This window comes from uncultured Algibacter sp., from assembly GCF_947495675.1.
In the GTDB taxonomy this organism is placed as follows: Bacteria; Bacteroidota; Bacteroidia; order Flavobacteriales; family Flavobacteriaceae; genus Algibacter_B.
In genome coordinates this window covers 1-460 of sequence record NZ_CANLZX010000058.1, presented here as the reverse complement: position 1 = coordinate 460, position 460 = coordinate 1, and the positions used below count along the sequence as shown (strand labels likewise).

Annotated in this window: 1 pseudogene; it reads left to right on the top strand. The window is 35.9% G+C overall.

The window, feature by feature from the left end:
- Positions 1-460: pseudogene (locus tag Q0842_RS16080) on the top strand (hypothetical protein); the annotation flags it as partial.

Sequence of the window (460 nt, the reverse complement as noted above, 5' to 3'; positions counted from 1 at the left end):
CTTAGATTACATAATATCACTACAGTACAAGCACAAACGGCACCTATGCCATATGCGACAATAAGCGATGGAGCATGGACAAGTGAAAGCACATGGTTACATGGTGATGTATGGGATATAGAAGCTGTGTCAACAAACAAATCATGGAGTATAGTAGATATTCAAAACAATGTAACAGCAAATCATGAAATAAAAACACTAGGATTATTTATTGATCATGATAAAAGATTAACAATACAAGGCGACAATTTAGTTGAAAACAGTTGGTATTTAGCATTAAATGGCACAATAGATTTAGAAGGTGATTCTCAGTTAATACAAACCACCACGAGTGATTTAGTGACCTCATCAGCGGGTAAAATATTACGCAGACAAGAAGGTACATCAAATCCATATTGGTATAACTATTGGTCATCGCCAGTAGGATCCACAGGAGCCACAAGCTTAACAGATAATAATG